Genomic DNA, 25,836 nt, shown 5'->3' on the forward strand with positions numbered 1-25,836 from the left:
ACGGAAAACGAGGTGTTGTGTTGGGATTTGTAGAACTTGCCCCAACCTGTTCACTGAACGCGTATGATTCGGCCACATAAACAGGGGCGCCTCATGGGATGATGGGGGCATGAGCATTGCAACGCATGAAGCAACTATTCATACGAGCTTGGGCGACGTAGTTCTGAATCTGTTCGGCAACCACGCGCCACAGACTGTTGAGAACTTTGTTGGTTTGGCAACCGGCGAGAAAGAATGGACCGACCCTGCAACGGGTGAAGCCCGTAAAGGCACTCCCCTGTACAACGGCACCATCTTCCACCGCATCATCAAGGACTTCATGATCCAGGGCGGTGACCCTCTGGGTCGCGGCATCGGTGGCCCGGGCTACCAGTTTGATGACGAGATCCATCCCGAACTGACGTTCGCTGAACCGTATAAGCTCGCGATGGCCAACGCAGGTAAGCGGATGGGCCGCGGCACCAACGGTTCCCAGTTCTTCATCACGACCGTGCCAACCACATGGCTGCAGGGCAACCACACCATCTTCGGTGAGGTTGTGGACGATGCGTCCAAGGCCGTCGTGGATAAGCTCAACGCAGTCCCTACGGGCCCGGCCGATAAGCCACTCGAGGACGTCGTTATTTCCTCGATCGATATTAAGAAGCTGTAACTTGTGGCTCACTTAGGTGCCCCGGTGCTGTAACAGCGCCGGGGCACCTGCCTTTAAGGGCTCTCACCATGGAGACATCAAACGAACGGGGATATCAATGAGGAATCTGCTGGTGCGTTACCCGGGAACAATCATCATCACTGTGGTCTTGGTGGCGTTCTATATCGTCCAGCTTGTGGTGGAAAGCTTCACCGAGGACATGTTGATCCGCGGGGTCTACGTTAACGAGCAACCGTGGCGTCTATTGAGTTCAGGGTTTGTCCACAGCACCGAGTTCCTGCCTTCAGCGCACCTACTGAGTAACCTGCTGATGCTGTGGTACGTGGGGCTGCTGCTCGAACGGATCCTAGGCACAATCCGGTTTATAGCAGTCTTCCTCGTAGGCGTTGTGGGAGGAAGTGCCGCGGTCGTATTGCTAACAAGCCCCATCGACGGGGCGCTGGGTGCCTCCGGCGGGATCTTCGCCCTGTGCACTTCCCTACTCATGGTCCTGCGTAAAGGAGCAACCACGGCGTTCGCAAGCCTCTCGACCGTTGTGGTCATCATGTTTCTCCAGGGGCTGTTCATGCCAGGAGTTTCGTGGGAAGGCCACCTCGGCGGAGCAATCACAGGTATCGTGCTGGGCGCGACCGCACGCTTCCAGCCCTATGTTCTTGAACGTGTAAGCGACCTCTTCGATGTGACAGAAGGAATCAAACCCTCCGTGTCGCGGCAGAAGATCGTGACGGAAGTACCGCGCCGCATTGCAGAAGTTGCGATCTATGCCGGAGTGGTTGCCCTCGCCGTATGGCTGAGCACGAGCCACGTAACATCAACGCTCACGAAATACGGCATCACACCGTGATGTGCAACACCGTGACGTACAACATTGCGAGCTAAGCCTTGTGAGCCTGACCTAGGGCAGAGGACTGACCCTGACCTCTGCTCCTGATGGCGACCCCTGCACCAGATGGCGACCCCTGTCCCTCATCCTGACTGACCTCTAGCCTAGACGCCGCGTAAAGCACGCGGCGTCTTTACTTATCCACAGTGGTTCTCCACAGTGTGGACAAGAACACAACGGTGTAATTCGAATAAGGGACAAATATTCGAAGAAAAACTGTGCTAACTATAACCTAGGCCAAGATCCAGCTTAAAGATTACTTAAAGCAAGCACTAGCGAAGATGTGTTCGAACGTTTTCCCACTTTTTATCCCCACCTGTGGATAACTTTGTGCACGGGTGTTGACAGAATCTTGGAATTCTCGTAAATTTTCGCCACCTGCCGTTATCTTCATGTTTATCCACAGTCGTTTTCCACAGTGTGGAGAACTTACACCGTTGTGATTTATGAAAGATCTTTCAGATCTTAAGATACGGGGATGACTGTGATTCCGGGGATCCGGACATCTTTCTGTGCATAGACTGTGAGAATATTTCGCAATCCACACACTTTATCCCCACCTGTGGATAACTCAAGTTCACACGTCCACAGCTCTTGTCATCCAGAGCCGCCGTTTCTCGGCCTGCATCGCACATCTACCGCTCTTTGCTTCGGTCGCGGAATGCCCTCGTGGATACTGTGGAACGGAGGCTGTTCGCACCAAGATGGTCGAATAGGACGGTCGAACAAGACGGTAGGAAGATAGAGGAACAGCATGGCGTGGGTTGTATTGATCGTGTCCGGGCTCTTCGAAGCCGTGTGGGCCACGGCCCTCGGCAAATCCGAGAGGTTCACTAAGCTGTGGCCCACGGTCATCTTCTTCATCACCGCAGCAATCTCGATGGGCGGACTCGCATGGGCCATGAAAACCCTGCCAACCGGTTCGGCTTACGCCATCTGGGTCTCTATAGGAGCCTCCGCGGCCGTCGCCTACGGGATGATCACCGGTGACGAAAACTTCAGCATCATCAAAGTGCTTCTCCTGTTAGGGATGATCGCGTGCGTGATTGGGCTCAAACTCGTATCGAGCTGAGCACACGCACCTATTGAGGCAGATACGAAAGAGGCGGAAGCCCGCAACTCATGCGAACTTCCGCCCCTCAAAAGCTGAGTAGATAAGATGACTGGCTCTATTCTCGCCAGCCGAACATCATGATGAAGCCGATCATGGAGATACCGAAGCCAATCAGAATGTTCCAGTTACCGATCTTCGGGATCGGCAACTCGACACCGACCATGTGGGCAACATAGAACGTCACGATCCACACCAGACCGAGAATCATGAAGCCAAACATGATGGCCTTATATACAGGAGAAACAGGCTGGAACTCGCTGGCCTCACGGCGCTGACGACGAGTCAGCTCCTGCTGCTTGATCGCAGCGTTACGTGCAGCAGGGTTCCCGATCTTCTTCGGATTAGAAGATGCGCGCTTGGAAGATTCAGACACGTGTCCTCCTCAACCCGTTCAACGTAGCGGTGTCAACGGCTCAGTGTTCAACGCCTGGATATGAACAGGTTGTAATATTGGTTAGTGTTCCCGGGCTCGGGCTCAACATCACATTCTAACGGTACATAACCCTGAAAATGCTAAAGAGTCCACAATAGAGCTAACAAACTCAGGAGGGGCTTGTGACAGCAGAGCCAATTGCCCGACGGCCTCGCAGGCGACGCAGCGTCGGGTCAGTGATCATCGGGATCATCGCTGAACTTTTGCTCACCGCAGGTCTCTTCGTCCTCCTCTTCATTGGTTGGCAGCTGTGGTGGACCAACATCGAAGCCGAATCCGTTCAGCAAAACGCCATCAGCCAGGTCACCCAAGAATGGGATCAAGCCGAGAAGAAGAGCAAGGACGGTAAACCCACTACCCCGATCGAAGGGGAAACCTGGGGAATCCTCTATATCCCTAAATTCGGCCACAACTATGCCAAGCCCATCGCTGAAGGCATTGGGATGGATGTCCTCAACACCGTGGGCGTAGGCCGCTACCCACAAACCCAAATGATTGGCGAGAAGGGCAACGTAGCGTTCGCTGGCCACCGCCAAACCCACGGGCAAGTGTTCTGGGACATGGACAAACTCAGCGAAGGCGACACCGCCTACATTCAAACCAAGGACGGCATCTACTCATATAAGCTCCGGCAACTCCAGTACGTCAGCCCGGAGCAATCCGACGTACTACTTCCAGTACCCGGCCAGCCCGGAGCGAAACCGCAAGAGAAACTTATGACGCTGACAACCTGCCATCCGCCGTTCAGTATGGCCGAGCGCATCATCTCAACCTTCGAACAAACCGACTTCTCTAAACGCGGTGAACCAATCCCTGCCGAAATCGAAGACATCGTCACTAAAACTACGGGAGGAAACGGCTGATGTACGGCTTCATTTTCAGGCTCCTACCTGGCCCACTGTGGATCCGGGTACTCCAAGCGATCCTCCTTGCCGTCTTTGTGATCCTGCTGCTCATGAACTACGTCTTCCCTCTGCTGAATCCCTACAGCCCGTGGCAAGACTCCACGGTTAGCGGGAGCATTCTGGGAACGTTAGGCGGAGGCAAGTGACACACGGGTACCAAGTAGGGGGCCGTGAGCACGAGCGGCTGACCCCTGAGGCAGCGCAGCGTCAGGAATCGTTGCAGGGTGGTCGGGTACTTGTTGTCGACAACTATGACTCGTTCGTCTATACCCTGGTGGGTTATCTCCGCGAGCTCGGAGCGCAAGTCAGAGTTATTCGCAATGACGAATATTCACTCGAAGAAGCCCGGAATCTAGCAGAAGATTTCGATGGCGTACTCATCTCCCCCGGCCCAGGCAATCCACTAAATGCCGGAATAAGCATAGGTCTAATCCGTATATGTGCTGAAAAGAATATTCCGCTGTATGGGGTCTGCTTAGGTCTGCAGTCTCAAGCTGAGGCGTTCGGCGGCATAGTGAGCCACGCAGAACAGCTTATGCACGGGCGAACCTCACTCGTAGAACACACGGGCCACCCCATGTTCGAAGGGGTCGCCAATCCGTTCACAGCAACTCGGTACCACTCGCTGGCAGTGCAAGCCGGTACGGTCCCAGATGATCTCGAGGTAACCGCCCAAACCCAGGACGGGGTGATCATGGGGCTAGCTCACAAGACCGCACTGGCATGGTGTGTGCAGTTCCATCCCGAGTCCGTCCTGACACAAGACGGCTATCGGATGCTCGGTAACTGGCTCGAAGCCCTTGGCCTGCCGGGCGCAGCAGAGCGGGCTGAGAAACTCAGCCCGCTCATCAGTAGTGTCAATCAGCGCTAGTCAGCGGCCTCTACGGCATAAGCGAGCAACCGGTGTGGCAAGGCCGAACGCTGATATGACCATCGGCCGCTGATACTAGATAGCGGCCGATGGTCAACGGTGACTACTCGACGATACCGAGACTATTCGTCGGCTCCGATGGTTGAGGACGGGGATTCCTCAGAATCCTCTCCGGAATCGGATTCATCTCCCCCATCTTCAGACTCATCGGACGGGCTTTCACTCGGTTGTTCCGGAGCCTCCGCAACCACGATCACAACGATGCTGCCCGGCGAGGTCTTAGTGCCCTTGCCTGGACGCTGAGAAACCACGGTCCCCTCGTCAACAGAATCATCCACGGCGCGGGTCACCTGGACCTCAAGCTTGTACTCATCCGAGGTCAACTTCTTGACGGCTTCGGATTCCTCAAGCCCCGTCACGTCAGGAAGGCTGACCTCACCCGAAGAAATTGTTAACTGGACTTCGTCACCGAAACGCAACTCAGTCCCAGGTTTCGGGCTCACCTCAAGCACCGTCCCCTGCGATTCGCTAGCGGAGTCCTTCGTCTTGACGTCATCCGAAACCGTGAGCTTCGCTTCTTCCAAGATTCGACGGGCTTCGCGCTCATTCTTACCGATCACGTCACGGGGAACCTTAACCTTATCGGTACCCTCAGAAACCATGAGCGTCACCACGGTCTGCTTCTTCACGCTCGTGCCAGCCGCAGGGTCAGTCGAGATCACATGGCCCTCATCAACGGAATCCGAGTGCTCTTCTTTGACCTCATAGTTGAGTTCAAGCTCACTCAGCTTCGCTTGCGCCTGCTCGAGAGAGAGGTTTTCCAAAGAAGGAATGTTGACTGGCGCGTTCCTTTCGCGTTCAGCCTGCATCCACAGCAGCCCGAACACCACGCCGACGATCAGCAACACACCGAAGATCGAAGAAGCGATCCACAGACCCTTCCGGCTGCGCCTATCGCGCTCCTCAAGCTCCTCATCGTCATTGCTTTCCTGCAACGCAACAGGCTGGGCGTTCAAAGGCTGCCCGTTCATGGCATGCCCAGAGCCGTTCTGCGGCATTTGGGTTGCACCCATAATCGCTGCCGCAGGTGCCGCAGCAGGCAGGGTGCGCGTCGCGAGCGTAGCCGGCGACGGCGGTGTCTCTCCACGCTGCACGGAACGCAACGCAGCGGCGAACTCATCCGCGGTCTGGTAGCGGTCCTCGCGGTCCTTGGCTAACGCGACCTGCAAAAGCTCTTCCATAGCCTGCGGGATCTCAGGGTTGAAACGCTGAGCACGCGGTGGAGCTTCACTCACGTGCTGATACGCGACTGAAACTGGAGAATCGCCTTGGAAAGGAGGGCGGCCCGTCAACAACTCAAACAGCAAGCAACCGGCCGAATACAGGTCCGAACGCTGATCAACATCATCGCCACGAGCCTGCTCAGGTGAAAGATACTGGGCAGTACCCACAACCGTTTGTGGCTGTGTCATGGTCGCGGCGGAATCCGCCAACGCACGCGCAATACCGAAGTCCATGACCTTGATAGACCCGGAATTGGTGACCATCACGTTGGCAGGCTTGATGTCGCGGTGCACAATGCCTTGCTTATGCGATGACGACAACGCCGCAAGAACACCGAGGGTCGCGTTGATCGCGTCCTTCTGCGACAACGGGCCATGCTTGAGGCGTTCCTTGAGCGTATGGCCTGCCACGTACTCCATCACGATGAACGGGACCTTGAGGCTCGAATGCTCCCCCGGGATGCGAACATCCGTGTCACCAGTATCAAAAACCGAGACGATCGTAGGGTCATTCAGGCCAGCCACAGCCTTCGCTTCGCGGCGGAAACGAGCCTGGAAAATAGGGTCCCGCGCCAAATCGGAGCGCAGAATCTTCACGGCTACATCGCGGCCCAACAAAACGTCGCGAGCCAGCCACACATCGGCCATGCCCCCGCGGCCAATCAAGCGGTCAAGCTCATAACGATCATTCAGAGTGTGCTGGCGTGGCTGCGCCGCCTGCTCTTCCTCCCGATGACGGGGGCGGTCTTGCTGTTCGTCCTCAGTCACGAGTCACCTCAGTTGCTACTTGGAGGGTCAATGGATGGCAACGGCCTACCTGATCGTTGCGGGGCACTCTGGCTAGGCTCTGCGCTCGGCTGCGCAGTTTCGCTAGGCGGATCCGAGGTCGGGCTTGGCTGCTCTGTCTGTGAAGGCTGCTCAGATTGAGTTGGGCTCGGCTGCTGCGTCCGCGAAGGGCGCGGCTGCTGAGTCGGTTGTTGCTGAGTTGGCGACGGGGCCGGCTGCGGAGAAGTGAACGCACCGTAATAGATGGTGATCTTGCTACCCTTCTCGAGCTCACCCGTCGGGTCGATATCCACAACCCGAGCCGCTTGAGACGCCGAGGAAACCTGACGAGGCTCTGCCTCAACCTTAAAGCCACGCGATTCAAGCTCACCCATGGCCTGTTGATACGGCTGGCCAAGGTACTTCGACTTGGTCACCAGCACAGTATCGTCCGCGCTCTTGGACTCAGACTCGGATTCCGATTCAGATTCGGATTCAGACTCTGACTCCGAAACAGACTCACTCACCGACGGGCTCGGCTTCGCCGAACCACCCGTCAACTTCGGAATCAGAACCGCGCCACCAATAATCAGCGCAAGCACCAGAAGACCAATGAGCCACCACAGCCACGTCTTCTTAGCGCCATCATCCTCATCATCATCCGGATCCGAAGGCCCAGGGAAGCCGCCTTCTTCCTCACCCGATTCGAACATCGGGAAGGAAGGGGCCGCGGACCCAGAAACAGAATCCACTGCAGGCAACTGGGAGGTCGACGGGTTCGCATCCTGAGAATCCACCACGGTCGTCGCGGCAGTAGGGGCGTCATTGGCGGCATCAGAGTCCTGATTCAGGAACAACTTCATCCCCGGCACCGCAGCAACCGCATCGGAGACACGACCCGCACGCAACGCATCGGCAGCAATCGCCAGCTTCGATGCGTTAGCCGGCCGATCCAGAGGATCCTTAGCCAGCATCGACATGATGAGCGCATTCACCGGGGCATCCACCGTGTCAGGTAACGCCGGCGGGTTGTCATTGACCTGCGCCAACGCGATGGCGATCTGCGACTCACCCGTGAACGGGCGGCGACCAGCCAAGCACTCATAACCGATAACGCCCAAAGAATACAGATCAGACTGGCCCGTAGCCTGCTGCCCGGTAGCCTGTTCCGGCGCTAAATACTGCGCTGTACCCATGACCTGGCCCGTAGCAGTCAACGGAACCTGATCAGCCAAACGCGCAATACCGAAATCAGTGATCTTGACCTTGCCGGACGGCATGATCAAAAGGTTGCCCGGCTTCACATCGCGGTGCACCAAACCACGCGCATGCGCAGCCCCCAACGCGCGCGCAGTCTGAGCGATCACCGAAAGAGTGAAATCCGAGTTCAGGTGGCGTTCACGCTCAATGATGGTGGAAAGCGGCTCGCCGGGAACCAGCTCCATAACCAGATAAGCAGACCCATCGGCCTCGCCGTAATCGTAAACATTCGCGATGCCGTCATTATTAAGCAGGGCCGTATGCCGAGCCTCAGCCCGGAAACGCTCCCTAAAGCCCGGATCGCCCATATATTCCTCTTTGAGGATCTTGATGGCAACAACCCGGCCCAAGACATCGTCTAGAGCTTTCCAAACCTCACCCATACCGCCAATCGCGATGCGGTCAGTGAGCTTATAGCGGCTTCCAAGAACCATTCCGCTGGATGGTCTCATCGGTTCATCACCGCCCTCTCAATCTTGCTCATGATGGTGCTAGACAAGCCAGCGCTTTCCTCATAAGTGACGTTCTTGACAACAATCGTGACCGCATATTGAGGCTCATCTGCTGGGAAGAAACCGGTGATCCAGCCGTTGACCTTGCCTGATTCGCCAATATCTGCGGTACCGGTCTTGGCTGCAAGGTCCACACCGGACACACGCGCCCGCGTTGCGGTACCCGACTTCACAGGCTCGCGCATCAGCTTGGTCATATCCTGAGCTACCTCAGAGCTGGTGGCGCGGCCAAACTCCTCGGCCTTGAAACGCCTCAAAACACGCAGGTCAGGGCTCGTGACCTGCTTGATCAACTGCGGACGCATGATCACCCCGTCATTCGCGATACCCATCGCAACCATGTTCATCTGCAACGCGGTTGCCTGAACATCGAACTGGCCGAACGACGAGTACGCCAGCTGCGCGGGGTCGGAGGTGTCCGGCCACACCGATGCTGAGGTTGGAGCCAAACCCATCCAGTCCGGCTTCTCACCGAAACCGAACCGCTTGGTGACGTCCTTCATCTTGTCCGCACCGATGTCTTGAACAACCTGAGCGAACGGAGTGTTACAGGACTGCGCAACGATGAAGGTAAGCGGGGCCTTATCCGGCTTGCTAGCGCAAATACCGACGCTGAAGTTCTTCAACTCCCTCTCCGTACCAGGTGGTGACCAGGACGGAGGGTTGTCATATTCCTCATCCATCTGGAAATCGCCTGTCTCCAACCCCGCGATCAGGGTCAGCAACTTGAACGAGGAACCAGGCGGGATGCGGTCATAGACAGCGGGATTCCAGTTGACCGACAGCCCCGGAACAGATTCGAGCTTGGCGCGGTTCTGCTTAGCTTGATCCGCGTTCTCTACAGACAGCTCGTTCGCATCGAAGGTCGGCTTGTTGACCATCGCGAGAATCCGTCCGTCGCGGGGATCAGTCACAACAACGGAACCCTGCTTACCGTCCGGTAACGCATCGTAGGCGGCTTTCTGGATAGCCGGGTCGATGGTCAGCTCGATATCAGCGCCGCGGTCTTCCTTGCCCGTGAAGAGGTTGCTCAAACGGTCAAAGAACTGATCATCGGAGGTGCCAGACAAGGTCGACTCTTGAGTCGATTCAAGCTGGGTTGCGCCACTGTTGATCGAGTAGAAGCCCGTCAAGCCGGAGTACAGCTTGGAATCCGTGTAGGTTCGCTTGAACTTATATGGACCGTTTTCAGTCCTCACGCTCTGGGCGATCGGTTTGCCGTCCACAAGGATCGCGCCACGCGGGCGGTCATAGTTAGCGAGGATGGGTCGACTGTTCAACGGGTTGGTGTTGAGCTTCTCAGCACCGATGAACTGAACATAGGTTGTGCCCATGAGGATAACTACGAACAGGGTTACGACAGCCAGCCAGGTACGGCGGATTGCTGGATTCATGCTGACGTAGCACCTCCTGCGTTCGGACGGGCATCACTAGGGCGGGAATCATCACGATGGCCTTGGTGTCCTGCCCGATGTGCGGCGCGGCGGCCGCTTGGGCGAGCCTCTGGATGGGCACCTGGGCGAGCGTTGGACTGGTTCGGCCGGTTTGCCTGGCTAGTGTGGTTGCTTTCGGGGCGTGGCCGGTCGTCTTCACGCGCGTCCAGAGCAGACGGCGTCTCAGGTGCCGAAAGTTTGCTTGCCAGTAGCGAATCATCTTCGCTTGTGAGCAACCCACCGGTTGCTGGGCGCCGCGCATTGTGGCTGATGAGCAGCAGCACGGCCGCTAGAACCCAGTTAGCAAGCAAGGATGAACCACCTGCGGACATGAACGGGGTGGTCAAGCCGGTCAATGGGATGATGCGCAGCACGCCGCCTGTAACGATGAAGAACTGGAACGCGACCGCGAAAGACAGTCCGGTGGCTAGTAGCTTGCCGAAGCCATCACGGGCACCCAGGCCCGCGCGGATACCGCGCGAGGCAAACAGCAAGAAGAACATGACAACGGCGAAGAGGCCAACGAGGCCGATTTCTTCACCGAGAGCGGCATAGATCATGTCTGACTTCGCTACCGGGATGCGTTCAGGGGAGCCGGCGCCTAGTCCAGTGCCGCCAAGACCACCGTGAGCCATACCGAATAGGCCCTGAACCACCTGGTAGCTGCCGCCTGGGTCGCGGTAGTAGATGTCTGGGTTGAAAGCGTCGTACCAAATCTGGAAACGGGCCCGGACGTGCCCCATGAACATGTAGGCGAAGAGGCCGCCGAGAGCAACGAGCCCACCGCCGATGAGGATCCAGGAGATCCTGCCGGTTGCTACATAGATCATGACCATGAAGAGGCCAAAGAACATCAGGGCGCTACCGAGGTCCCTCTGCATCACCATGATGCCCATCGCAATGCACCATGCGATCAACATAGGCGCTAGGTCGCGATAGCGAGGCAACTGGAGGGGACCGATCTTGTGGCCTGCCAGGAGGATGAGGTCACGTTTGGAAGCCAAGTAGCTGGCGAAGAAGATTGCGAGGGTGACCTTGGCGAACTCACCAGGCTGAACCGAGAACGAGCCGATGCGGATCCAAATTCGGGCGCCGTAGGTTGCGAAACCGAGGCCGGGAACCATCGGCAAGAGAAGCAATACGACGGAGACCGCGAGCCACACGTACGTGAACTTGCGTAGCACGCGGTGATCGCGGATGACCCACAGGATGATCACGGCAGAAGCCATGCCGACACCGGAATATAGCAACTGGGATGTAGCGGCGGTGGCTAATTCTGGCGGTCCGGCAAGGTCGAGGCGGTGGATCATTGCCAAGCCAATCCCGTTCAGCGCAACCAAAACAGGAAGTATGTATGGGTCGGCATATTTAGCCCAGATGCGTAGCGAAATGTTCACGCCTACGCCAAAGGCACCCAGAACGAGAATGTTGGGAAGCCACGACTGATCATTACGCGAGGAACCCGCAGTCGTGGAAACCAAAAACTCCGCTAAAGCCGTGACACCCAACGCAAGAACGAGCAAGAAGAGCTCGGTATTACGCCGGGTTGGCAACTTCTTTGCACGATTCGCGGTAACGCTCACTCAACATCACCACGCAACTCATGGCACCACTCCGGAGCCTCATCACCAGGGTTTCCGTCCTGTGCCTTCTCCGGCGAGGACTGCGAAGCCTTACCAGAGCTATCCGGCGCAACAACATCAGGCGGTGCTGGCGCCACTACAGGGCACGACTGCTGGGCGGTGATCCGCACATCGTGCATAATCTGCTGGGCATCCTTACGCGACTGCGTTGCGATGCCGCTCTTAAGCTGGGTCTGGGTGTATTCGGGCAGCGCCTCGAGTGGAATCTTCGATTCGGTGTCCACACTCGACATCTTGATAGGGCCAAGGTCTTGGGAAATACCCTTAAACATCGCGACCTTACCCTGGTGGACCCCCACGTAATACTGGGTTTGGGTCCAGGCGTACCCCAAGTAGCCGCCCGTGAGCAGGATCAGCACCAAAACAACGAGCGTGGTAGGCAAAACCCACGCGAACCGACGCCGTGGCGGCTCCTCATCAAGTGCCGCGAGCGCCAGTTGGCGTTCACGTTCGGTAGAACGATGCTGAAGCAGCGCTGCCGCGCGACGCTCACCGGAACGCTGCGTGACAATCGGGATCTGCCCCGACTCGGTCGCCAGCTGCGCGGCGCCAACGAGTTCGTGCGGGCGGTTAGCCATCGCGTGACGCAACAACGCCTGATTAGCGGCGAGGTCACCGCCGCGAGCGACCTCGATCTGACCCGTGTCAGGGGTTGGGACCTCTATGTTGCTGAACTCTTCCGACAGTGGTTTGTCAGCATCGTCCACGATGTCCACAACAGCGACAGTGACGTTATCTGGTGAACCGAGCTCGAGGGTCCGCTCAACCAAGCGGTCCGCGGCTTCCCGCGGAGTCGCGGCGCTACGAACGATCTCCTCGGTTTCTTCCTCGGAAACCACGGCGTTCACACCGTCGGAGCACAGCATCCAGCGTTCCCCGGCGGTAGCGGGGATCACAGACATATCGAGTTCGGGGGAGGCGTCAGAGTCCCCAAGAACACGCATGATCACGTTGCGATGCGGGTGGACTTTCGCTTCGTCTTCGGTGATGCGACCCTCAGCGAGGAGCTTTTCGACGAACGTGTGGTCCTTGGTGATCTGTTCCCACTCACCGTCACGCAACCGGTAGGCGCGTGAATCGCCGATGTGGGCGAGGTGCAGTTTGGAACCTTCCAGCAGGATAGCGCTGACGGTGGTTCCCATACCGGAGAGTTTGGGGTTTTGTTCAACGAGTTCGTTGAGGATGATGTTCGCTGACTGGATCTCGTCAGCGAGGATCGTGTTGGGTTCCTCGACATCGGGCCGGTCTAGGTGGACGAGGTCCAGCACGGTCGATGCGGAGGCGACGTCGCCGCCCACGTGGCCGCCCATACCGTCAGCGACGACCGCGAAGTGACGGCCCGCGTATCCGGAGTCGTCATTCTTGCGGCGTACACAGCCCACATCGGAGTGGGCGGCAAAGTCGAAATATAGGGCCATTATGGGCGCAGCTCCATCACGGTTTTGCCGATGCGGATGCGTTGGCCGATCTCGATCGGCTGGGCGCGGGTCAGCTGTACTTCATCCACATAGGTTCCGTTGGTTGATCCGAGGTCTTCGAGGAACCAGCGGGTTCCTTGCGGGAACAAGCGGGCGTGGCGGGATGATGCGTAGTCGTCCATCAAGACGAGGCTCGCTTCTTGCGCACGGCCGAGCAGGACCGGGCTGGCAGCTAGGCGTACTGACGTGCCGGCCCCTGGGCCTTCAACAACCACGAGTGCGTGCGCGATGTTGCGGGGCGCCTGTGAGGGCTGGCTGGACATGCCGGGGCCAGGCCCGGATGGTCCGGACGGGCCTGCTGGGGCGCCGGCTGGCTGTATGCGTGCACGCTTTCCTACCCCGAGGTCTCGGCGCATCGACATCACGATGATGAGGACCAAGATCCAGAGGAATACGAGGAAAGAGATACGCAGTAGCGTCACTACCAATGGGACCATGCGGTTAGCTCATTCCTTCGGGGGCGTCCTGCCAGGAGAAGGTCAGGCGGGCGTGACCGATCGAGATGATCGTTCCGTCGAGTAGCTCTTCGTCGCCTTCGATGCGGGATCCGTTGACGTAGGTTCCGTTGGTGGAGCCGAGGTCGCGGATGAATACACGGTTTCCGCGGCGCACGATTTCGGCGTGCCGGCGGGAGGCTCCTTGGTCGTTGATGTGGAGTCCGGCATCGCCTGCGCGGCCCATGACGACGCTGTCGCCGCTTAGGGCGTAACGGCTGCCGTCGATTTCGATGACGGGTGTCCGGTTGCCGGTGGGACGGATGTGTTGGGTGCTGGCTTGTTGTTCCGCGGAGCTCAGTTGTGGGCGCGCGGATGGACGGGGCTGTGGCGTGCTTGGTGCTTTGGTTCCGCCGAGGGAAGCATCGACTTCGATCTGTGTTGGCTGGATCGATTCGTCTTTGCGGAAGGTTACGGTTACGGCGTCGCGTAGTGAATAGTCCTGGCGTTGCGCGTGTTCGAGTGCGACGTCAGCGAGTTCTTGCGCTAGCGCGGTACCCCATTCGCGTGCCTGGTCGAACGCGTCGGCGCCGAGCCGGACTGTGAAGGAGTGCGGTGCGACGGTGCGGCCTTCTGAGATCGAGAAAGATTCGTCATCCATGGTGTTACGGATTAGATTGGCGATCTCTACGGGTTTGATGGTCCCGTTGGAGTTGCCGCGGAATGCGCGTGAAACGAGGCGCTCGAGTCCTTTTTCGAATCCTCTGACAATTCCCACAACGAACCTCCTCTCAACTGTGTTTGCTGTGTGCTCGCGGTTCACGAGGCGCTACGGTGTGTCCCGTGTTCTGCCGTGATTCTGGTTTTCAGGCACGGCGGATGTGGGGCACATCGTTCTCCGATCTTACCTAAAGCACCTGTTCATGCCTCAACCTGTCTGAAATCAGTGAAGTTTCCGCGCGTTACAGCCGCCCCAATGTGGCACTAAATGCGGCACTGTGACGGGGTTGCGGATGTGTCGATTATGAAATCTAGGCATCCTCAGTTAAGCTTTTCTCTGTTGTCTTTCACATGATGTGTTCACATCGAGCGTGGAGGGAACGAATAAGTTTACGCGCGAGTGGCGGAATTGGTAGACGCGCTGGCTTCAGGTGCCAGTGCCCGCAAGGGCGTGGGGGTTCAAGTCCCCCCTCGCGCACGTTTTCTGAGCGGTGTTGTAACGCAGACCGAATAGGTCTGGTTACAACACCGCTCTTTTCGTTTCTGCTCTTTTTTAGGCTGCTTGGTTGCACTGCTTATACGCGGCCTGCTTGCGCTCCCTTCCGGTAGATCACGCGCCAAATTCACCTTCCTCGAATCGACTACGAGCTATCCCTGTTTGCAACTACGGCGCATCGAACATTATATTTAGGCATGCCACCATGATGCGCTTTGGGCAGGGCACATCAACAGTCCTAGTGGGTGGAAATCCCTTCACCCACTTACTGACATTGGAAGGTTGCCTCTCTTGAAGCACATCAAGAAACTCCTCTCTATAATCGCGATCACCGTACTTGCCACATTCGGGCTCACAGCATGCTCTGACAGCGGTTCCAACACCAAGGCGGGCGGTGACGGCAAGTCGATCAAGGTTTACGCGACCACCGGATACCTCGCTGATGCGGTCAAGAACATCGCGCCCGATGCCGAAGTCACGACCATGGTCGGCCCCGGCGGCGACCCACACACCTACCAGCCGTCCACCAAAGACATCGAGACCATCCAGAAATCAGATCTCGTGTTCTGGAACGGCCTACACCTGGAAGCCCAGATGACGGACCTGCTCACAAGCCTCGGTGACAAGCAGGTGGCCGTGGGGGAGAGCCTCCCCAAGAACCTCTTGCTGGACTGGCCTGAAACTGATGATCAGGGAAATGCGTTGCATGACCCGCACATATGGAACAGCCCTGACGCGTGGTCGCTCGTTGTGAAGAACGTCGCCGATAAGTTCGCCGAAGTGGACCCGGACAACGCCGAAAAATACAAGGCTAACGCCGACAAGTACCTCAAGGAGATCGATGCAGCGGTAGATGAGGCACGCGGCCTTCTAGCAGAAGGCAAAATCAACCCCCGCATCCTGGTTACTGGTCATGACGCTTTCAACTACTTCGGTAAAACCTTCGACCTTGATGTTCACGCGACCGACTTCGTCTCCAGCGAAGCGAAACTCAGCGCCTCTGAGCTGGCGAAACTCGCGAAGTTCATCGCCGATAAGAAGGTCCCGGTGATCTTCCAGGACAACCAAGCTAACCCCCAGGCGATCACGAGCCTTAAAGAAGCTGTCCGCTCCCATGGCTGGCACGTCAAGGTCTCCAACCAGGAGCTGTACGCAGACTCCCTGGGCGCTGAGGCACCCGTGGACACCTACATCGGTGCGCTCAAACACAATGCCCGCGCTATCGCTGACGCCCTGAAAACCTCAGGAGAGTAGACGTGACCAACCTGAGCGATCCACGCGGGCCTGCCGCAACACCAGATCCACAAGAGGGTAGCCCTCTTCACGGCGCCGCCACGCCTGCGTGCCGTACCCATAACCTCTCGGTTGCCTACGATGCGGTGCCGGTTCTGCGCAACGTTGACTTCACGGTCCCGCAGGGGGTTGTGATGGGAATCGTTGGCCCGAACGGCGCAGGGAAATCAACCCTCATCAAAGCGATGCTCGGGCTCGTGAAGCCGTTGACTGGCACGTCCGAGTTCTTCGGTAAACCGCTGGCGCGTGCGCGCAAACGGGTTGGTTATATGCCTCAAACTACGAGTGTCGATTGGGATTTCCCGACCACGGTGCTCGATGTGGTCACGATGGGCACGTACGGATCGCTCGGTTGGATTCGTCGGCCAGGTAAGAAGGAACGCGCCCGCGCTGTCGCTGCCCTCGAACAGACGGGGATCGCTGATCTGTCTTCGCGGCAGATCGGTGAGCTTTCCGGAGGGCAGCGACAGCGCGTGTTCCTCGCCCGCACACTCGTGCAGGCCCCCGACCTGTACTTCATGGATGAACCGTTCCAAGGCATCGACGCGAAAAGCCAACAAGCTATCGTCTCGGTTCTGCACACCCTAAGAGAGCAAGGCAGGACCGTTGTGATCGTGCACCACGACCTCGCAACCGTACGCCAATACTGCGACTATGTGACCCTACTGAACCGGCGCGTGATCGCCTCCGGCCCGGCCGAACAAGCCTTCACGCGGGAGAACATCCGCATCGCTTATGAGGTTTCAGTAACGGATGAAGCGTTCCTGGAGTCCGCGTCGTGAGCCTTATCGAATTCTTCAGCAATCACACCTACCGGATGGTATTCTTCGGCACCATGACCATCGGGCTTGTCGCGGGCGCGCTCGGTTCCTTCGCTTATCTGCGTAAACAGTCGCTCATCAGCGATGTGATCTCTCATGCCGCTCTGCCAGGCACGCTGCTCGCGTTCCTTACCGCGGTCGGCGTGCTGGGCGCTGACGGCCGCAACATGCTTGGCCTGATCCTCGGTGCAGTCATCGTAGGCACCATCGCGGTGCTGATCGCCAACGGCATCAGCCGCATCTCCAAGATCCGTATCGACACCGCGATGGCGATATCTCTCACCGTTTTCTTCGGTGGCGGGATGCTTTTGATGCGCATCATCGCCAACGGCGCCTACCCAGGCAAAGGCGGCATCCAAGACTACCTGTTTGGTAACGCCTCCGTGATCACCGTCGCGGACCTGGTAACCAGCATCAGCATCGGGGTGATCGTGCTCGCCCTCGTGGTGGTGTTCTGGAAAGAATTCACGCTACGGACCTTCGACCCGGACCACTCCACGGTGCTCGGGTTCCGGGCCCGCACCATCGACACCCTCATGTTCGCGACCATCGTCATCGCGACCGTGATCGGCGTCAAAGCCGTGGGCCTAGTGCTCATGGTTGCTTTCGTGGTCACCCCACCTGCAGCGGCTAGACAATGGACTAGGACCCTGCCCGGCATGGTCACGCTCTCGGCCGTAATCGGTGGCGTCGGCAGCGGGGTAGGGGCATACCTGTCGATTGTGCTCGGCAAAGTTCCAACCGGGCCGCTCATCGTTCTCACACTGTTTACGATCTTCATGTTTTCGCTCTTGTTCGCGCCACGACGCAGCATCATCACTCGTGCCGTTTCTCGCGCCCGTGCACGCGCGAACCTTAAACAGGAACTGATCGAGGAAGGCGGTCACGCATGAGCTTCTTACTCGGGACCATGTTGCTTGCGGTAGTGACCGCGCTCGCCTGCGCACTGCCCGGCGTTTTCGTTGTGTTGAGGCGAAACTCGATGCTCGTGGACGCCATCAGCCACTCGATTTTCCCCGGGATCATCTTCGGCTATTTCCTCACCCGCAACTTCAACTCGCCTTTGTTGATCCTCGCGGCTGCACTGGCAGGCTTAGCTGTAGTCTTGGGAAGCGAATGGCTCGCCCGCACCGGCTTACTGTCCGGTGACGCCCCGCAAGGTCTGATCTTCCCCGCCCTGTTCAGTGCCGGCGTGATCTTGGTGACCCTCGAATTCGCGAACATCCACCTTGATACCCACGCGGTTCTGGCAGGCGACCTCAACATCGCGGCCTGGCAGCCCCTCATCATCGCAGGAACACACTTAGGGCCTGCCTACCTCTATGTGATGCTGGGTGTTCTGCTGATCAACATCGTGTTCCTTATGTTGTTCTATTCAAAGCTCAAGGTCACAACCTTCGATCCCCAGTTCGCAACCAGCCTCGGCATCCGCTCCGGGCTCATGAACACCGCGTTCATGTTCCTCGTCTCCGTCACCGTGACTGCCGCGTTCAACGCAGCCGGCGCGATCCTGGTTATCGCCCTCGTGGTTGTTCCGCCCGCGACAGCTTACCTGCTCACCACCCGTTTACCGGCGATGATCGCGCTCACTGTGCTCATCGCCATCGTGGGGGCGCTGGCTGGGTTCTGGATAGCGTATGTGCTCGATGCTGCAACAAGTGCGGGTATGTCGCTGTTCTATGGGCTTGTGTTCGGTGTTGTGCTGTTAGCTACAAGGCTTCTACCCAAACGGCATCAGAGGCAGCACGCCCTAGCATGAGTCGTTCGGTTTGCCCCTCAACAAGAATCTCCACGGTTTCTGAATAAGGCGCGCTCGGGTGCACTTCGAGCAGCGTGCCGAAATGTATGCCGTTTTCTGCAAGGAACTGCAACAGTTGCGGATCATCGTCAGAGATCCGCTCGACCCGGGCTTTCGAGCCCGCCGCGAGCGTGGTGAGGAGCGTTGCGTTGGGGCGTGCCACATCGCCGTCGGTCGTTGGGATTGGGTCGCCATGCGGATCACGAGCAGGGTGGCCCAAGAATTCGTCGAGGCGCTCGATCATGAAATCAGACACCGCGTGTTCGAGTGTCTCGGCCTCATCGTGCACTTGATCCCATCGGTATCCAAGGGTTTCTAGCAGGAACGTCTCGATCAGACGATGCCGGCGTACCATCGTAATCGCGTGCGCGCGCCCCGTATCCGTCAACGTCACTTCGCCGTACGGCGCATGATCAAGAAGACCTTGTTCGGTGAGTTTGCGCACCGCATCCGATACCGAGGACAGCCTCAGCCCCATCCGATCCGAAATCAGTTTCGGCGTGACCGGGGCATCTGACCACTCACCGAGGTACCACACGGTTTTCAGATAGTCCTGGGTGCTCGCAGACAACTCAGAAACGGACATATCGTAAGTTTAGCCTTCACCAGGTTGTTCAACGCCTACCCGTTAAGTGTCTGGTGACAGCCTGAACGCGAGCGTCTATATATAAGGAATGGAGTGCCGATGGCACGGGGACAAGCGAGCAAGCCGCATAGCGATCCGTTGATGAGGCAATACGATATTTCGACGCTGGGCGCGTTGAAGTCTCCGCGGAAGCTGGTGCGCGAGGTTTTGGCAGGTCTCGTGGTGGCGTTGGCTTTGATCCCGGAGGCGATCTCATTCTCGATCATCGCAGGCGTGGACCCTGCGGTGGGCCTGTTTTCTTCTTTCATCATGGCGGTCGTGATCGCGATCGCCGGTGGCCGTACCGCGATGATTTCCGCCGCTACGGGGGCTGTCGCGTTGGTGATTGCGCCGCTGATGCGGGATTACGGTTTTGACTACTTCATTGCCTGCGTCTTATTGGCCGGAGTTTTCCAGGTTGTTTTCGCGCTCCTGGGTGTATCGAAGCTGATCCGGTTTGTGCCGCGTGCGGTGATGGTCGGGTTCGTGAACGCGTTAGCGATCCTTGTGTTCATGGCGCAGATGCCGCAACTGATTGATGTGCCGTGGGTTGTGTATCCGCTTCTGGCGGCAGGTATCGTGATTCTGTGGCTTTTCCCCAAGATCACCGGCGCTGTTCCGCCGCCACTGGTAGCGGTGGTCGTGATTACCGCTGTGGTGATGATCTTCGATATCAAGGTTCCGACGGTTGGCGACCAGGGCGAGTTACCGCATGGGTTACCGCAGCTGTTCATCCCGAATGTTCCACTCACGTGGGAGACCCTGCAGATCATCGCCCCGTATGCCGCGGCGATGGCTTTGGTGGGTCTCATGGAGTCATTGTTGACGGCCCAGCTGGTTGACAACATCACCGGTACTTCTTCAGATAAGAAGCGTGAATCCTGGGGTCAGGGTCTCGCCAACATCACGTCCGGATTCTTCGGCGGTATGGGTGGTTGCGCGATGATCGGGCAGACCATGATCAACGTCAAAGTGTCAGGTGCACGCACACGTATCTCTACATTCTGTGCCGGCGCGTTCCTGTTGGTTCTGGTTCTGGTATTCGATCAGTGGGTGGCGCAGATCCCGATGGCGGCATTGGTTGCGGTCATGATCATGGTGTGTATCGCCACGTTTGATTGGCACTCGATTCAGCCACGTACGCTGCGCACTCTCCCGAAGTCAGAGACGGTAGTCATGCTGGTGACGGTCGCTGTGGTTTTGATGACTTCGAACCTTGCGATCGGCGTGATCGTGGGTGTTTTGACTGCCGCTGTGGTGTTCGTGCGTCAGGTTGCTCACGTGGTGCGGGTCGAGCGGGAACTGCAGGACGAGGAAGGCAACGTCCTTTCTGCGGATACACCAGCGGATCAGGTGGCCCAAGCCGTCTATAAGGTGCGTGGGGCGTTGTTCTTCGGTTCGAGTAACGATTTCACGACGATGTTCCGGTACGGCGAGGACCCGGACCTCGTGTGCTTGGACTTGTCTCAAGCGCAGGTCTGGGATGCGTCATCGGTCGCCGCGCTCGACAGCGTTGAGGCAACATATGCCGAACAGGGAAAGCGTCTGGTGATTGCGGGCATGAGTGAGAAGAGCCGCCGGATCCATGACCGTTTGAGCGGTGAGCTAGGGGAGAGCTAGCTATCGCGAATTCGCGCGGTGTTCACGTGATATTTACGTCCTATCTGCGCTCGGATTATTCCCCGCAGGTCCGATTAACGTACGCTGTCGGACGTAGTACGGGACTACTTTTTGCGCGACGAATAACGTGTGAAAGGTAGTAGCGTCATCATTTTGGTATGAACTCTAAGGAGAGATTGTGAAAGCTTTCACCAATACTCGTCGCCCAGGCGCCCGCCTCATCGCTGGCCTGTCCATGGTGGGCCTTGCAGGCGCGCTGCTGACCGGTTGCTCGGGTGATAACAACCCAGATGGCAAGCTGTGCGATGACGCCACCAAGGCGCTCAAGGATGCTGGCATCGAAAAGCCTACTGAAGTCCTGCAGATCGAGGACAGCGCTAAGATGTCCAAGCTCGGCCAGGATCTCAAAGCAGCAGCTGAAAACAGCAAATCGGACCTTGCAGAACCTGTCAACCTCTTAGGTAAGTCAGCCGAGCTCGCCGCTAAGGTGAAAGAAGACCCATCGAACGCTGATCAGCTCAAGTCTGAAATGGATGAGATCGGTGAACAGCTCCGGGACGAGGATAACGGAGAGAAGGCTAAGGAACTCTCTAAGAAGTGCGACGCCTTCAAGAACTAGTGGAACCTAGCGCAGGCTAGGTGACATGCTCCCCGTTGGCTGGACTGAGAAATCAGTACCTGGCTAGCGGGGAGCATCTTTATGCGATCCGTGCTGAGATGAGTAGAGATCAGTTTTGAGTAGGGCTGAGTTGCCTAGGAAGTTGAGGAATGGATCATCGCCGCACGTTCTAACGCACGCAGTGCCCAGCATTCTGGTGCACGCCTCATCGCAGGGTTATGGGTTGCTGGTCTTGTGACTGCCTTCCTCGCTGGATGCTCGGCTAAGGACCCAGATGAGGCCTTGTGCGAAGACATGGTCAAAGCAGTAAACGCGACCGGTGCCAGAAGTTCCGACGAGCTCGAGGACAGCGACAAGAAACTTAAAGCCGGGAGGAACCTTCAGATAGCGGCTCACAATAACAAAGAGTCGCAGTACTCAGATGCTCTGGAACTTTATGGTCGCTTCACAGAGGCTGAAGCCAAGGCGGATCACGAGAGCTCGAACCCTGAATATCGTGAAGAGAAATGGGCGCTTGAAGTCAGGATGAATGAAGAGCGCACAGAGGAAAAGGTGGACGAGTTCTACAAGAAGTGTCTGGCCTTCCGGGACGAGTAAACAACTGAGCGTGCATGACCACTTCAATATGAAAGTTGATGGTCGCCACACTAAAGTGCCCTGTTATTGATGTGAAGTAACAACTAGCATCGCTTTTAAGCAGGAAGCAGGAAGCAGGGAGAAGGTCATGAAAACACGTTCTAGTGCACCCAGTACCCATCGCCCAGGCATTCATCTCATCGCTGGCCTGTCCGCACTTGGCCTTGCGGCCGGGCTTCTGACTGGTTGCTCGAACAAGGACCCCGATGAGGGTCTGTGTGAAGAGGCGACCAAGGCACTCGAGTCCGTTGGCTTGGACAACGGGAACGATATCCCGAACCTCGAGAAGGCTGAGAAAGTGAGCCAGCTCGGCGAAGGGTTCGTTGATGCAGCCGAGAAGTATGACGATTCTGAGTACGCTGAACCCATTGAAGTCGTAGGCAAGATGGCGGTTACTTCCGCCAAGCTTGACCAAGACCGCGAGAATCAGGAACTTCAAGCGGAGTTATACAACCTGTCGCAGCAGGCCGCCCAGCCAGAGCTAGGGGAGAAGGCTAAGAAGTTCGCTGAGAACTGCCCTGCCTTCGATGAGGACTAGCTACCAGCGTTGTTCCCCCCCAAAGCGTTGTTCCCTGAGTAGGAACTTAAGGAGTAGATTATGAAAGCACGTTTCAACACACGCGGCACCAAGCACCCAGGTGCCCGCCTCATCGCTGGCTTGTCCGCACTTGGCCTTGCGGCCGGGCTTCTGACCGGTTGCTCAAACAAGGACCCCGACGAGGCCCTGTGTGAAGACTTCTCTCAGGCGCTGAAGAATGCAAACATCGAAAGTTTCAGTGACTTCATGCGCATCTCAGACTCCGAAAAGCTGGCTCAGTTCGGCCAGGACCTCAAAGGTGCCGCTGAGAAGAACAGTACGTCGGAGCTGTCCGATCCGATCTACCTGCTTGCCAAGATGATTGACGTTCAGGTCAAGATCTCAGAAGACATGTCGAACACTGAAGCTCAGGCTCAGATGCGTGAACTCGGGGAACGAGCCACAGACCCAGCGATGGACGATAAAGCCAAACAGTTCGCTGAGAAATGCCCTGTCTTCGAAGAGGGACGCGAGTAGTTCCCGCAACGGGCCAACGTTTTTCTTGTTTAGGACTGTTCTCACACGTGTTCTGCGGTTAGTATCAGTTCAAGACTGACCTGAAACAGATACGGAGTACACCATGGGCACCTTCATCGTCGGCGTTGACGGCTCGCAGACTGCATTCAAAGCTGCATCCCGCGCAGCGCATGTAGCGGCACGAACTGGCGACACCCTCGTTGTGGTTTCGGCTCACTCCAAAGACAACACTGAGGTTGTCAACATCGGTACCGACACCTGGGTTCTCGACGACGCCGACCTCGCAGGTGACCTTGCTCGCCGCGTGGCAGACCGACTCCTCGAAAACGAGCCCGACCTCAAAGTAGAGACCGCCGCGATGTTCGGCAAGCCCGTGGATGCCTTGATCAAGGCCGCTAAAGAACACAAGGCTGACGTGATCTTCGTAGGTAACGTCGGCACTCACGGCCTGGGCCGTGTGCTCGGCTCCGTAGCCACCGGCATCGTGCACAACGCACCGTGTGACGTCTACGTTGTCCGTACCTCCGGAAACTAATATCCCGCACCCTTCTGAGATGCCCGCGCAGCTGAACCGCCTGCGTCTGTGGTGTGCACCTGGAACCAGCCCTGACAAGTGGCTTAAGCGTTTTGGTGACGCACGCCCTGATGTTTCGGTCCAGCTGACCGCGGGCACCTCTGATTCTGAGGCAATCGAGGCGCTACTGAACTTCCGCTCGGACGTCGCTTTGGTGCGCCACAGTGTTGACGAGGTCCTCACCCGCCGCGAGTTCCCCCGGGGCGTCCGCCTGCACGCGGTGAGGCTCTACGACGAGGATGTTGCGGTTGTAACGGCACGCGAGCATGACGCGGAATACTGGGATGAACACGATTCAATCCCGCTAGAAGAAGCCGCGGCGTGGGCGCGTCTTGACCCTGCCGATTACCCAGACGATGTTGCGGGCCAGCGCATGATGGTCGAGGTCGCGGCCTCGGGTGCTGGCGCGGTAGCTGAACTACCTTTTCCGCTGGCGCGCATGCTTTCCCGCAAGGACGTTGTGGTGCGCCGTCTGCAGGCAGAACCTCGAACACGCGTCTCCGTTGTATGGGTGCACCCGGACGCGGTCCCAACAGTGAGTAACGGGGATTGGAGCCTGGCTGAGCGCGAGACGCGCGAGGCTGTGATTCAAGACTTTGTTGGCGTGCTCAGAGGCCGCAGGGCAGGATCATCTCGCGGATCAACATCATCTCGCGGATCAACCCAGACTTCCCAGCAAGAGGGCTCTTCGCAACAGAGTTCTTCTCGACGGTCTTTTTCTCAACAGAGATCTCTAAAGAGCCGGACTTTACGAAGAAATACAGCTAGTTCTCGAAAATTACGTAGGAAGCGCTAATTTTCCACATATACGATAAATCCACGCGCTTGCTCATGTGGGCTTAATGGTGACCCTGAAAACGCGTGCTTATTCCGAATAAATCCATCTAACAAATTTCGTTCGTCAAAATGGGAGCGATATTTGCGCAAGGTATGTGGGAAATAAGTCAGGTCGGATAGTGACACCTATCAGCATCAAATGACTGGCGGCTCATAGCTATCCGTGACCTCACACAAGAAAAACATCAGGAGAATTCAACCAAATGGCCACAGCTGACCATGACAATCTGAAACAGACCATCAATGAGGGCATAGGATCTTCCTCGCACGTTCTGCGCAACACGGTTGTCGCGAACCTTGGACGGCGCATCGTTCATGGCGAGATCGGCACTGGCTCACGTTTCACGCTGGATGACATCCAGGACCATTTCGACGTGTCCCGCACGGTTGCACGCGATGCGATGCGCATCCTGGAATCTATGGGCCTGATGTACGCCAAGCGCCGCGTGGGCCTCATTGTTACCGGCCTGGAGCACTGGCGCGTGCACGACCCGCAGGTCATCACGTGGCGATTGTCTGGCCCAGACGGTGACACTCAGTTCCGTGAGCTGACGGAGCTACGCCGCGCAATCGAGCCGATGGCGGCTGCTGGTGCCGCGATCCACGCCCCACGCGAAGTCAAGAACGACATCATTGCGTTGGCTGGCCAGTTGCGTGACACCGCTGCATCGAATGACATGGAAGCGTTCGTGCGTACGGACACCGAGTTCCATGAGCTGATTTACCGTTACAGCGGAAACTCGTTGTTCCGCATGTCTGGGGATGTGATCCAGCAGATCATGCGCCGCAGCTTGACCGTCAACGGTGAGCTTGTGTCTCCGAGTGAAGCGGTGCTGGATCAGCATGACGCTCTCGCTCTTGCGATCTCTTCCGGTAGCGCTGAGCGCGCTCGTGAGGCGAGCGAATGGATTACAAGCGAAGCTAACCGCACCGCGCACACTGAGCGTGAGGCCGCCTAGCAGCCTCGCTACCGCGACACCCCTCTAGGTGTTACTTTCTAAAGGTGACAATGGGCACACTTCGGTGCACCCTGGTTATAGTCAGGAAGAATCGATTGCTCATCCGGCAGAAGGTGAA

Annotated in this window: 27 protein-coding genes and 1 tRNA gene; 19 read left to right on the forward strand and 9 right to left on the reverse strand. The window is 57.5% G+C overall.

Annotated features, from left to right (window positions below; genetic code table 11):
* Positions 1-109: 109 nt before the first annotated feature.
* The 3 genes from MHJ63_RS07015 (at position 110) to MHJ63_RS07025 (ending at position 2,607) form a co-directional block, all read left to right on the forward strand.
* A complete protein-coding gene (locus MHJ63_RS07015; RefSeq protein WP_035756067.1) occupies positions 110-652 on the forward strand; it encodes a peptidylprolyl isomerase in 543 nt (180 codons plus the stop codon).
* A gap of 112 nt (positions 653-764) precedes the next feature.
* Positions 765-1,496: a rhomboid family intramembrane serine protease gene (locus MHJ63_RS07020; RefSeq protein ID WP_239446751.1), complete on the forward strand. Its 732-nt coding sequence runs from the start codon at positions 765-767 to the stop codon at positions 1,494-1,496.
* Positions 1,497-2,289: 793 nt separating this feature from the next.
* The gene (locus tag MHJ63_RS07025) at positions 2,290-2,607 is read left to right on the forward strand and encodes a DMT family transporter (RefSeq protein ID WP_239446752.1); all 318 of its coding nucleotides are present in this window, start codon (positions 2,290-2,292) and stop codon (positions 2,605-2,607) included.
* Between the two features lie 97 nt (positions 2,608-2,704).
* On the opposite strand, the gene MHJ63_RS07030 is transcribed toward MHJ63_RS07025, so the two are convergent.
* Complete coding sequence (locus MHJ63_RS07030; RefSeq protein WP_232219275.1) at positions 2,705-3,022, reverse strand: cell division protein CrgA; 318 nt, start codon at positions 3,020-3,022, stop codon at positions 2,705-2,707.
* Between the two features lie 182 nt (positions 3,023-3,204).
* On the opposite strand from MHJ63_RS07030, the gene MHJ63_RS07035 reads away from it, so the two are divergent.
* The 3 genes from MHJ63_RS07035 (at position 3,205) to MHJ63_RS07045 (ending at position 4,858) form a co-directional block, all read left to right on the forward strand.
* Complete coding sequence (locus tag MHJ63_RS07035; protein WP_070491328.1) at positions 3,205-3,945, forward strand: class E sortase; 741 nt, start codon at positions 3,205-3,207, stop codon at positions 3,943-3,945.
* Entirely contained in the window at positions 3,945-4,133 is a 189-nt protein-coding gene (locus tag MHJ63_RS07040; protein ID WP_035756061.1) for a hypothetical protein, read from the forward strand. Before MHJ63_RS07035 ends, MHJ63_RS07040 begins: the two co-directional genes overlap by 1 nt.
* A gap of 71 nt (positions 4,134-4,204) precedes the next feature.
* A complete protein-coding gene (locus tag MHJ63_RS07045) occupies positions 4,205-4,858 on the forward strand; it encodes an anthranilate synthase component II (RefSeq protein ID WP_035756115.1) in 654 nt (217 codons plus the stop codon).
* Between the two features lie 122 nt (positions 4,859-4,980).
* Here the strand turns inward: MHJ63_RS07045 and pknB are convergent, their stop codons facing one another.
* From pknB to MHJ63_RS10055, 7 genes are read right to left on the reverse strand one after another with little or no spacing between them, the layout of a single operon-like run.
* Positions 4,981-6,909 carry a Stk1 family PASTA domain-containing Ser/Thr kinase gene (gene pknB / locus MHJ63_RS07050; protein ID WP_052048437.1) on the reverse strand — a complete coding sequence of 643 codons (1,929 nt, stop codon included), beginning with the start codon at positions 6,907-6,909 and terminating at the stop codon, positions 4,981-4,983.
* Positions 6,910-6,917: 8 nt separating this feature from the next.
* A complete protein-coding gene (locus tag MHJ63_RS07055) occupies positions 6,918-8,618 on the reverse strand; it encodes a protein kinase domain-containing protein (protein WP_239446753.1) in 1,701 nt (566 codons plus the stop codon).
* Positions 8,615-10,072: a penicillin-binding transpeptidase domain-containing protein gene (locus MHJ63_RS07060; RefSeq protein ID WP_035756059.1), complete on the reverse strand. Its 1,458-nt coding sequence runs from the start codon at positions 10,070-10,072 to the stop codon at positions 8,615-8,617. Before MHJ63_RS07060 ends, MHJ63_RS07055 begins: the two co-directional genes overlap by 4 nt.
* A complete protein-coding gene (locus MHJ63_RS07065) occupies positions 10,069-11,694 on the reverse strand; it encodes an FtsW/RodA/SpoVE family cell cycle protein (RefSeq protein ID WP_070491330.1) in 1,626 nt (541 codons plus the stop codon). Before MHJ63_RS07065 ends, MHJ63_RS07060 begins: the two co-directional genes overlap by 4 nt.
* Complete coding sequence (locus MHJ63_RS07070) at positions 11,691-13,172, reverse strand: PP2C family protein-serine/threonine phosphatase (protein WP_239446754.1); 1,482 nt, start codon at positions 13,170-13,172, stop codon at positions 11,691-11,693. The genes MHJ63_RS07065 and MHJ63_RS07070 overlap by 4 nt, the downstream gene beginning before the upstream one ends.
* Complete coding sequence (locus MHJ63_RS07075) at positions 13,172-13,669, reverse strand: FHA domain-containing protein FhaB/FipA (protein WP_239446755.1); 498 nt, start codon at positions 13,667-13,669, stop codon at positions 13,172-13,174. The genes MHJ63_RS07070 and MHJ63_RS07075 overlap by 1 nt, the downstream gene beginning before the upstream one ends.
* Positions 13,670-13,673: 4 nt before the next feature.
* Positions 13,674-14,444 (reverse strand): FhaA domain-containing protein, encoded by a 771-nt coding sequence (locus MHJ63_RS10055; protein WP_070507537.1) that lies wholly within the window; start codon positions 14,442-14,444, stop codon positions 13,674-13,676.
* 336 nt (positions 14,445-14,780) lie between these two features.
* Here MHJ63_RS10055 and MHJ63_RS07085 point away from each other — a divergent pair.
* The 5 genes from MHJ63_RS07085 (at position 14,781) to MHJ63_RS07105 (ending at position 18,755) form a co-directional block, all read left to right on the forward strand.
* Positions 14,781-14,864 (forward strand) — tRNA-Leu (locus MHJ63_RS07085).
* 309 nt (positions 14,865-15,173) lie between these two features.
* Positions 15,174-16,136 carry a metal ABC transporter substrate-binding protein gene (locus MHJ63_RS07090; protein WP_239446756.1) on the forward strand — a complete coding sequence of 321 codons (963 nt, stop codon included), beginning with the start codon at positions 15,174-15,176 and terminating at the stop codon, positions 16,134-16,136.
* Between the two features lie 2 nt (positions 16,137-16,138).
* Complete coding sequence (locus MHJ63_RS07095) at positions 16,139-16,957, forward strand: metal ABC transporter ATP-binding protein (RefSeq protein ID WP_232219274.1); 819 nt, start codon at positions 16,139-16,141, stop codon at positions 16,955-16,957.
* Positions 16,954-17,889: a metal ABC transporter permease gene (locus MHJ63_RS07100; RefSeq protein ID WP_239446757.1), complete on the forward strand. Its 936-nt coding sequence runs from the start codon at positions 16,954-16,956 to the stop codon at positions 17,887-17,889. Before MHJ63_RS07095 ends, MHJ63_RS07100 begins: the two co-directional genes overlap by 4 nt.
* A complete protein-coding gene (locus tag MHJ63_RS07105; RefSeq protein ID WP_239446758.1) occupies positions 17,886-18,755 on the forward strand; it encodes a metal ABC transporter permease in 870 nt (289 codons plus the stop codon). Before MHJ63_RS07100 ends, MHJ63_RS07105 begins: the two co-directional genes overlap by 4 nt.
* Here the strand turns inward: MHJ63_RS07105 and MHJ63_RS07110 are convergent.
* Positions 18,706-19,380 (reverse strand): metal-dependent transcriptional regulator, encoded by a 675-nt coding sequence (locus MHJ63_RS07110; RefSeq protein ID WP_239446759.1) that lies wholly within the window; start codon positions 19,378-19,380, stop codon positions 18,706-18,708. The genes MHJ63_RS07105 and MHJ63_RS07110 overlap by 50 nt on opposite strands.
* Positions 19,381-19,479: 99 nt before the next feature.
* Here MHJ63_RS07110 and MHJ63_RS07115 point away from each other — a divergent pair, with 99 nt between their 5' ends.
* From MHJ63_RS07115 to MHJ63_RS07150, 8 genes are all read left to right on the forward strand, one after another.
* Positions 19,480-21,039: a SulP family inorganic anion transporter gene (locus tag MHJ63_RS07115; RefSeq protein WP_420876143.1), complete on the forward strand. Its 1,560-nt coding sequence runs from the start codon at positions 19,480-19,482 to the stop codon at positions 21,037-21,039.
* Positions 21,040-21,217: 178 nt separating this feature from the next.
* Positions 21,218-21,658 carry a prolipoprotein diacylglyceryl transferase gene (locus MHJ63_RS07120; protein ID WP_035756045.1) on the forward strand — a complete coding sequence of 147 codons (441 nt, stop codon included), beginning with the start codon at positions 21,218-21,220 and terminating at the stop codon, positions 21,656-21,658.
* 234 nt (positions 21,659-21,892) lie between these two features.
* The gene (locus MHJ63_RS07125) at positions 21,893-22,255 is read left to right on the forward strand and encodes a hypothetical protein (protein ID WP_239446760.1); all 363 of its coding nucleotides are present in this window, start codon (positions 21,893-21,895) and stop codon (positions 22,253-22,255) included.
* Between the two features lie 127 nt (positions 22,256-22,382).
* The gene (locus MHJ63_RS07130; protein ID WP_035756042.1) at positions 22,383-22,832 is read left to right on the forward strand and encodes a hypothetical protein; all 450 of its coding nucleotides are present in this window, start codon (positions 22,383-22,385) and stop codon (positions 22,830-22,832) included.
* A 60-nt stretch (positions 22,833-22,892) separates the two neighbouring features.
* Positions 22,893-23,348, forward strand: a complete 456-nt coding sequence (locus tag MHJ63_RS07135) for a hypothetical protein (RefSeq protein ID WP_035756040.1) — start codon at positions 22,893-22,895, stop codon at positions 23,346-23,348.
* Between the two features lie 103 nt (positions 23,349-23,451).
* Entirely contained in the window at positions 23,452-23,883 is a 432-nt protein-coding gene (locus MHJ63_RS07140; RefSeq protein WP_035756037.1) for a universal stress protein, read from the forward strand.
* Positions 23,849-24,718, forward strand: a complete 870-nt coding sequence (locus MHJ63_RS07145; protein ID WP_239446761.1) for a LysR substrate-binding domain-containing protein — start codon at positions 23,849-23,851, stop codon at positions 24,716-24,718. The genes MHJ63_RS07140 and MHJ63_RS07145 overlap by 35 nt, the downstream gene beginning before the upstream one ends.
* A gap of 244 nt (positions 24,719-24,962) precedes the next feature.
* Entirely contained in the window at positions 24,963-25,718 is a 756-nt protein-coding gene (locus MHJ63_RS07150; protein WP_239446762.1) for a FadR/GntR family transcriptional regulator, read from the forward strand.
* The last annotated feature ends 118 nt before the right edge of the window (positions 25,719-25,836 follow it).

The sequence above is a fragment of the Pseudoglutamicibacter albus genome (assembly GCF_022346425.1).
Lineage (GTDB): Bacteria > Actinomycetota > Actinomycetes > Actinomycetales > Micrococcaceae > Pseudoglutamicibacter > Pseudoglutamicibacter albus.